Here is a 7,251-nt window from a genome sequence, read left to right as displayed (position 1 = left end):
GTCGGGTAAATAATCATACCAACCTCGTAATCCACACAACATCAGGGTCCGCCCGATGAGCCCTCTGTGACAGTCTATCACGGGTTGTACTTTTCAGAAATCGTCGTTTCAAATCCAGTTCCCGCCATGCCGCTGCATGGGGTGGTGGCGGGAAAACAGGGAAGAATGTTTGAAAAACAAAAACCCCCGCCGAATGGCAGGGGCTTTCTAACTCAAATCTGAAAACTCAGATTAGGACGCTTCAGTGATGAACTTAACTGCGTCGCCGAAAGTCTGAATGGTTTCAGCTGCGTCATCAGGGATTTCGATGCCGAACTCTTCTTCGAAAGCCATAACCAGCTCTACGGTGTCCAGGCTGTCTGCGCCAAGATCGTCAATGAAGGAAGCCGCTTCTACAACTTTGCCTTCTTCCACACCCAGGTGCTCAACAACAATCTTTTTTACGCGGTCTGCGACGTCGCTCATAACTAATCCTCGTTCTTTTAGGCCTTAAGGCCTTTGGTCGTCCGCCGAGGCGGAAATTAGATGGTGCCCAAACGGGCGGCTCTTATATGTCCGGATACCCGGAATACCGGAGCGCCAGCAGGCCCACCCGGAAAACTGCGCCGCCTATAGCACAAGTGTGTCACAAGGCAAACGCTTTCGAACAGAAACAGCACCCACAGCGCAACGCCCTGCAGGTGCGGCTTCGCCTACAACATGGCCATGCCGCCGTTCACATGCAAGGTGGTGCCTGTGACATAGCCCGCTTCGGGGCTTGCAAGGTAAAGAACCGCCGCGGCGATCTCTTCGGGGGTGCCCATCCGGCCGGTCGGGATCTGGACGTTGATCTTGTCTTTCTGATCGTCCGTCAGCTTGTCCGTCATCGCGGTGGCAATAAAGCCTGGCGCCACAGCGTTTGCAGTGATGCCCCGGCTGGCGACCTCATAAGCGATGGATTTGGTCATGCCGACCATCCCAGCCTTGGAGGCGGCATAATTCACCTGACCTGGGTTGCCGGTCGCGCCGACAATCGAGCTGATATTGATGATCCGGCCCCACCGCGCTTTCATCATCGGGCGCATAACAGCCCGGCACAAACGCATGGAAGACGTCAGGTTAACGTCCAGAACTTGCTGCCATTCTTCATCAGACATGCGCATAAAAATCTGGTCTTTGGTGATCCCTGCATTGTTCACCAGAATGTCCAAAGACCCCATCGCAGCGATAGCCTGCTTTGGCAGCTCGGCCACGGCCTCGGCATCTCCAAGATTGCACGGCAGAACAAAAGCGCCCTCGCCCAATTCAGCGGCCAGCGCCTCCAATGGCTCAACCCGTGTTCCCGACAGCCCAACCTTGGCACCCGCGCCATGCAGAGCCTTGGCGATTTCGCCGCCGATGCCGCCTGACGCGCCGGTGACCAATGCTGCCTTGCCAGTCAAATCAAACATATTCTTTCCCCAACCTTTTATCTTGCGCGGCGATTAAGCCAGTTTCTCTGCCGCTGCTTTTACGTCATCTGGCGTGCCTACTGCGGTGCATGCAATCGCTCGATCGATGCGGCGCACCATCCCCGACAGCGCTTTGCCCGCGCCGATCTCATAGATTTCACCCACGCCCTCACCGGACATCCACGCCACCGATTCGCGCCAGCGCACGGAACCCGTAACCTGATCCACCAGCAACGACCGGATCGTCGCCGGGTTTGTCACAGAGGACGCAACCACATTTGCCACCACCGGCACTTTCGGCGCCACGATGTCCACATGGGACAGCGCTTCGGCCATAACTTCAGCGGCAGGCTTCATCAACTCGCAATGGAAAGGTGCCGACACCGGAAGCAACACGGCGCGCTTTGCCCCCTTTTCCTTCGCCAGCTCAACCGCGCGTTCAACCGCAGCCTTGTGACCTGACACAACCACCTGCCCCGGATCATTGTCGTTCGCCGCCTGACAAATCTCGCCCTGCGCCGCGGCCTCGGCCACTTCGGTCGCCGCAGCGAAATCCAGACCCAGCAACGCGGCCATTGCGCCGACACCCACCGGAACGGCGGCTTGCATCGCCTCGCCACGGGTGCGCAACAGACGTGCGGTGTCGGAAATGCTCAGTGCACCAGCCGCAGCCAAGGCGGAATATTCACCAAGGGAATGCCCCGCCACATAAGACGCTGCCTCAATAGAGACCCCTTCGGCCTCCAAAGCGCGCATCGCGGCCAAAGACGTGGCCATCAAGGCAGGCTGGGCATTCTGGGTCAATGTCAGGGTTTCTTGCTCCCCTTCCCAGATCAGATCGCTGAGCTTTTCGCCCAGGGCCTCATCCACCTCATCAAACACCGCACGCGCCGTTGGATAAGCATCGGCCAAGGCCTTCCCCATCCCAATCGTCTGCGCCCCTTGTCCCGGAAATACAAATGCTCGGCTCATCTCTGACCTCTTATTTTGCGTCTTATGGCAATACCGCGCCCTGTTCATGGGTGCAACGCTATTGCGCTTTGCTGCACTGAAATCCTGTGGAACCGCTCTTGGCGGGTTTGAGCCGCGTCTTTATCGTAGCGGCCAACACGATATTCAGGAGCACCCGATGGCCCGAGGCAACACCCACGCCACCTATGGCAGTGTCACCAAAACCTTTCACTGGCTGACCGCCCTTTTAATCCTTAGCGCGTTTCCTCTGGGCATTCTTGCCCATGACGCACCCTATGACACCAGCGAGCAACTGACGCGTAAGGCATTGTTGTTTTCCTTGCACAAAACTGTCGGCGTGATGGCGTTCTTCACGGCGCTGCTGCGGATCCTCTGGGCGCTGACGCAACCACGCCCTGGCCTGTTGAACGCCGACCGACGGCTCGAGGCCCTGGCCGCTGAAACCGCGCATTGGGTTCTTTATGGATGTATGCTGCTTGTGCCGTTGACCGGTTGGATCCACCACGCCGCCGCCGAGGGTTTTGCCCCGATCTGGTGGCCTTTTGGTCAAACTCTGCCGTTCATTCCCAAAGATGCACAGCTCTCCGCAATCTGTGGATCGATACACACGACGCTGACACCCGTTTTCGCCGTCACGATTCTGGCCCATGTCGGCGGTGCGCTTAAACATGCGATCATTGATAAGGACCATACCCTGCGGCGTATGCTGCCCGGCGCTTCGAACGCGCCTACGCCCCCTGCCCAATCCCACACTCGCCTGCCCTTTGTTCTGGCGCTTGGCATTTGGGCCGTCGCCATGACCGTGGGTGTTCTCAGCACCCCGCAGGCCGCGCAAACCCAGCAAGTTGCGTTAAGCGAAGTTAAGTCCCAATGGGCGGTGCAAGAGGGCGAAATCGCTTTGACCATTCGGCAGTTTGGCAATGACGTGCGCGGATCCTTTGCGGACTGGACCGCCGACATCACGTTTTCCGAGACAGCCTCCGAGGGCAAACACGGCACGGCCGATGTGCAAATCGCCATTGGGTCGCTGTCACTGGGCTCGGTCACGCAACAGGCCATGGGCGCGGATTTCTTTGACGCCACAACCTTCCCGACCGCCAGCTTTACCGCAGACCTCGTCGCGCATGAACAAGGGCATATGGCCGAAGGCACACTGACGATCAAAGGCGCAAGCGTTCCGGTAAGCTTTCCTTTTACCCTGACAATTGAGGGCGACACTGCCACGGTGTCTGCGCAAACAACACTCAATCGTCAGGACTTCAACGTCGGGCAATCCATGCCTGATGAATCGTCACTCGGATTTGCCGTGATCATCGACATCACGCTCACCGCCACCCGATAAAAGCGCGAAATCCCAAACACGAAAAAACCCTTCCCAGATCTGGGAAGGGTTTCTTTCTTTCCGAGCGAAAGAAGCCTTGGCAGAATTACTCCGCCTTCATCGCTTCGATCGAGATCACAACCTGAACTTCGTCGCTGACGAATGGCGCAAACTGGCCAAGGTTAAAGTCGGTGCGCAGGATTTCCGCAGTCGCATCAAAACCGGCGAATGGCACGCCCGCCATTGGGTGAACCATCGCTTGGTTCAGCTTGGCGTCCAGAACGATAGACTTGGTCACGTCGTTCAAGGTCAGATCGCCGGTGATCAATGCAGTGTTCTCGCCAGTAACTTCGATGCCGGTGGACACGAAAGAGACCATCTCGTCTTCGCTTGCGTCAAAGAAATCAGGGCTCATGAAATGGCCGAACCGCGCTTCCCAGCCGGTCAACATAGAGCGCACAGGCATCGAGACGGATACGGAAGAGTTTGCAGGGTTTTCCTGATCGAATTGGATGTCGCCCTCAAAGCCAGAGAACATACCATAGGTGGTCGAGAACCCCAGGTGGTTATAAGAGAATACGATCTGGCTGTGGGATGGGTCCAGAGAATAGGCTTCTGCTTCGGCAAAAGACGCAGTTGCGGCAGCGGTCAGACCAGCGGCAAGGATAAGAGATTTCATAGTGTTAGCTCCGATTCAAAGATGGGGCTAACATCAACTCTGAAGCCTCAAAAACAACCTGAGCTTTGCAACACTCATTGTGCGCAATCGCACATCACATTCTGTTAAGCAGCGCGGCGTTGGGATTGACAGCTAGAGGACACTTCGCGTGCGGTCGCGGCGTCTTTCATCGCGATGCTGATCTGTAGTCTGGCATCATCCGATGCCACCGACAAATGGCGACCGCTGACTTCGACATGGGCGACCTCGGTGGACATGACGCATTGCGCTGCATCCCAGCCCTCATCCGACGGCACCAGAATGAACTCGCCAAATTTCGGATCGTAATGCAGCTCTCGCGCAGGCGGACGCCCGCCCGAGCGCGCGACAATGAAACCGGCCAGAAACACCACCACACCCATCGCGAACTTGGCAACCAACAGCCCACCCGTCAAAGCTGGGAATGGCAAAACCGCAATCGACGCACCGACAGCACAAAACAGGGCGCCAAAGCTCCCTGCCACCAAACGCGCCCACATGCGGGTGCTTATCTTTGGTGCGGCAAGCGTAACCCGACCAAGGGGCCAAGATTCCGTGATATTCGCCATTTGCGATATGTCCTGATAGACAGAGTGCGTGAATTTGTAATCTGCGTCTGAAATGAGGCGAGATTTGGGCAGTTTGCTTATGAAACAAACTGTTTCCAAATCAGATAACACTTGTGTCTCCAAGGGGTTTCGCTATACAGCGCCAAATCCTTTGCACTGATGTTATGAACCGCGCAGTCTCTCGTGGGTGGGACGCGAAGGATTTACAGCCCGCCCTTTGAAATGCGCTTGAAATGAAATGGAGCTCACATGCCACTTTATGAGCATGTCTTTATCTCGCGCCAGGACCTGTCCAACGCGCAAGCTGAAAGCCTCGTTGAGCACTTCGGTACTGTCCTTGCGGACAACGGCGGCAAAGTCGTCGAAAGCGAGTACTGGGGCGTTAAAACAATGGCCTACAAGATCAACAAGCACCGCAAAGGTCACTACGCGTTTCTGAAAACCGACAGCCCTGCGCCAGCGGTTCAGGAAATGGAACGCCTGATGCGTCTGCATGACGATGTCATGCGTGTTCTGACGATCAAAGTTGACGAGCACGCCGAAGGCCCGTCCATCCAAATGCAAAAACGCGAAGAACGTGGCGATCGCCGCGAACGTCGCTCTTAATTGCGCGAAGAAAGGACACTAAACCATGGCTGCAAAACCATTTTTCCGTCGTCGTAAGGTCTGCCCTTTCTCTGGAGAGAACGCGCCTAAGATCGACTACAAAGACACGAAACTGCTGCAACGCTACATCTCTGAGCGCGGCAAGATCGTTCCATCCCGCATCACTGCGGTTTCCGCGAAAAAGCAACGTGAACTGGCCCGCGCAATCAAACGCGCTCGCTTCCTCGCGCTGCTTCCATACGCTGTGAAGTAAGGAGAGACTGACATGCAAGTTATCCTTCTCGAACGCGTTGCGAAACTGGGCCAAATGGGTGACGTCGTTGACGTGAAACCAGGCTACGCACGCAACTTCCTGCTGCCACAAGGCAAAGCTCTGACCGCATCTGAAGGCAACGTTGCCTCCTTCGAAGCGCAAAAAGCCCAGCTCGAAGCACGCAACCTGGAAACCAAAGCAGAAGCAGAAGCCCTGGCTGAAAAGCTGAACGGCGAGCAATTCGTTGTGATTCGTTCCGCATCTGACGCAGGCTCGCTTTATGGCTCCGTAACTCCACGCGATGCCGCGGATGTTGCGACCGAAGCAGGCTTCACTGTTGACCGGAAGCAAGTTGCATTGATCGCTCCGATCAAAGAACTTGGTCTGCACAACGTTGAAGTACGTCTGCACCCAGAGGTTTCCGTGGAAATCACTCTGAACGTTGCCCGCTCTGAAGAAGAAGCAGAGCTGCAAGCGTCCGGTAAATCCATTCAGGAACTGGCTGCAGAAGAAGAAGCGGAAGCAGAATTCGAAATCGCGGAACTGTTTGACGATATCGGCTCTGCCGCGTCTGACGATGACGACTCTGCGCCTATCGTTGACGAAGCCGTCAGCGAAGAAGACTAAGACTTTTCAAGACACGTCGGTGCGCGACCTTCGCGCATCGGCACCACAAGCAAGGAAGCGCAGAAGCGTAGAACATAATATTAGCGACGAATTCGCCTGCCAGAATTAGGCACCCGTGCTTGTCATTACTTAACGATTAACCTCGTCGGTGCCCTGTACCGCCTTGGGTGTTGAAGAAGACTGCAGGTGAGAAATGAATAAGATTGACGTACTTGTTGGCAAACGCATCCGCGCCCGTCGCCACGCTCTGAGTGTAAGCCAGTCTGACCTCGGCGAAGCCATCGGGGTTAAATTCCAACAAATTCAAAAGTATGAAACCGGTGCAAACCGTGTGAGTGCTTCCAGGCTTTGGGCCATTGCCGAGCGCCTTGGCGTAGACGTTGTCTATTTCTTCGAGGGCATCGCCCGCGACGCCGATGCGTCTGTGGCACTAGATCCAGTTGACAAGATGGACTTCTTGTCCGACCGTGACACAATTGAAATGGTAGAACTGTACCGCAAGTTGCCTCAGGCACAGCGCAGCGCCGTTCTGGCATTTATGCGATCCATGGCAGATGAATCGCAAACGGGGAAACTGAGCGTCGCCAAATAAGTCGGCACGCTCGCTGGGGGTGACACTTGGACCTGATAAGTCTGCACGACATTCCGGAATCGGAAGATCGTTATACAAAATTTCTGCGTAACATCTGCGAGACCTATGAATTCGACGATGCAGCCTATGCTGGCGTGAACCCAGTCGGGGGCGTGATGCACGCCATTGTCACCTATAGCGACGA

Annotated in this window: 10 protein-coding genes; 5 read left to right on the top strand and 5 right to left on the bottom strand. The window is 55.9% G+C overall.

Going from position 1 to position 7,251, the window contains the following annotated elements:
- Positions 1–231 precede the first annotated feature (231 nt).
- The 3 genes from ACEQWH_RS04705 to fabD form a co-directional block, all read right to left on the bottom strand.
- On the bottom strand, positions 232–465 hold the full coding sequence (locus ACEQWH_RS04705; protein ID WP_209356079.1) for an acyl carrier protein: 234 nt from the start codon (positions 463–465) through the stop codon (positions 232–234).
- A gap of 227 nt (positions 466–692) precedes the next feature.
- Positions 693–1,430: a 3-oxoacyl-[acyl-carrier-protein] reductase gene (fabG, locus tag ACEQWH_RS04700; RefSeq protein WP_370228559.1), complete on the bottom strand. Its 738-nt coding sequence runs from the start codon at positions 1,428–1,430 to the stop codon at positions 693–695.
- A 33-nt stretch (positions 1,431–1,463) separates the two neighbouring features.
- On the bottom strand, positions 1,464–2,402 hold the full coding sequence (gene fabD / locus ACEQWH_RS04695) for an ACP S-malonyltransferase (protein WP_370228558.1): 939 nt from the start codon (positions 2,400–2,402) through the stop codon (positions 1,464–1,466).
- A gap of 157 nt (positions 2,403–2,559) precedes the next feature.
- Here fabD and ACEQWH_RS04690 point away from each other — a divergent pair, with 157 nt between their 5' ends.
- Entirely contained in the window at positions 2,560–3,744 is a 1,185-nt protein-coding gene (locus ACEQWH_RS04690; RefSeq protein WP_370228557.1) for a cytochrome b/b6 domain-containing protein, read from the top strand.
- A gap of 85 nt (positions 3,745–3,829) precedes the next feature.
- Here ACEQWH_RS04690 and ACEQWH_RS04685 read toward each other — a convergent pair whose 3' ends face one another.
- Together ACEQWH_RS04685 and ACEQWH_RS04680 are read right to left on the bottom strand one after the other, a co-directional pair.
- Entirely contained in the window at positions 3,830–4,402 is a 573-nt protein-coding gene (locus ACEQWH_RS04685; RefSeq protein ID WP_370228556.1) for a YceI family protein, read from the bottom strand.
- A gap of 104 nt (positions 4,403–4,506) precedes the next feature.
- Positions 4,507–4,989 carry a hypothetical protein gene (locus ACEQWH_RS04680; RefSeq protein ID WP_370228555.1) on the bottom strand — a complete coding sequence of 161 codons (483 nt, stop codon included), beginning with the start codon at positions 4,987–4,989 and terminating at the stop codon, positions 4,507–4,509.
- Between the two features lie 249 nt (positions 4,990–5,238).
- On the opposite strand from ACEQWH_RS04680, the gene rpsF reads away from it, so the two are divergent.
- From rpsF to ACEQWH_RS04660, 4 genes are all read left to right on the top strand, one after another.
- Positions 5,239–5,595: a 30S ribosomal protein S6 gene (gene rpsF, locus ACEQWH_RS04675; RefSeq protein WP_370228554.1), complete on the top strand. Its 357-nt coding sequence runs from the start codon at positions 5,239–5,241 to the stop codon at positions 5,593–5,595.
- Positions 5,596–5,620: 25 nt separating this feature from the next.
- The gene (rpsR, locus tag ACEQWH_RS04670; protein WP_009805008.1) at positions 5,621–5,848 is read left to right on the top strand and encodes a 30S ribosomal protein S18; all 228 of its coding nucleotides are present in this window, start codon (positions 5,621–5,623) and stop codon (positions 5,846–5,848) included.
- 12 nt (positions 5,849–5,860) lie between these two features.
- On the top strand, positions 5,861–6,475 hold the full coding sequence (rplI, locus tag ACEQWH_RS04665) for a 50S ribosomal protein L9 (protein ID WP_370228553.1): 615 nt from the start codon (positions 5,861–5,863) through the stop codon (positions 6,473–6,475).
- A 193-nt stretch (positions 6,476–6,668) separates the two neighbouring features.
- Complete coding sequence (locus tag ACEQWH_RS04660) at positions 6,669–7,067, top strand: helix-turn-helix domain-containing protein (protein WP_370228552.1); 399 nt, start codon at positions 6,669–6,671, stop codon at positions 7,065–7,067.
- Positions 7,068–7,251: the final 184 nt, after the last annotated feature.

It is taken from the genome of Cognatishimia sp. (genome assembly GCF_964229375.1).
Lineage (GTDB): Bacteria > Pseudomonadota > Alphaproteobacteria > Rhodobacterales > Rhodobacteraceae > Cognatishimia.
This window is presented reverse-complemented; position numbering and strand designations above follow the sequence as displayed.

Bases quoted from the DNA above. Each gene is read 5' to 3' on its own strand.
- rplI (WP_370228553.1), top strand. From the start codon at position 5,861: ATGCAAGTTATCCTTCTCGAACGCGTTGCGAAACTGGGCCAAATGGGT.
- ACEQWH_RS04685 (WP_370228556.1), bottom strand. From the start codon at position 4,402: ATGAAATCTCTTATCCTTGCCGCTGGTCTGACCGCTGCCGCAACTGCG.
- ACEQWH_RS04660 (WP_370228552.1), top strand. From the start codon at position 6,669: ATGAATAAGATTGACGTACTTGTTGGCAAACGCATCCGCGCCCGTCGC.
- ACEQWH_RS04690 (WP_370228557.1), top strand. From the start codon at position 2,560: ATGGCCCGAGGCAACACCCACGCCACCTATGGCAGTGTCACCAAAACC.
- ACEQWH_RS04680 (WP_370228555.1), bottom strand. From the start codon at position 4,989: ATGGCGAATATCACGGAATCTTGGCCCCTTGGTCGGGTTACGCTTGCC.
- rpsF (WP_370228554.1), top strand. From the start codon at position 5,239: ATGCCACTTTATGAGCATGTCTTTATCTCGCGCCAGGACCTGTCCAAC.
- fabG (WP_370228559.1), bottom strand. From the start codon at position 1,430: ATGTTTGATTTGACTGGCAAGGCAGCATTGGTCACCGGCGCGTCAGGC.
- ACEQWH_RS04705 (WP_209356079.1), bottom strand. From the start codon at position 465: ATGAGCGACGTCGCAGACCGCGTAAAAAAGATTGTTGTTGAGCACCTG.
- fabD (WP_370228558.1), bottom strand. From the start codon at position 2,402: ATGAGCCGAGCATTTGTATTTCCGGGACAAGGGGCGCAGACGATTGGG.
- rpsR (WP_009805008.1), top strand. From the start codon at position 5,621: ATGGCTGCAAAACCATTTTTCCGTCGTCGTAAGGTCTGCCCTTTCTCT.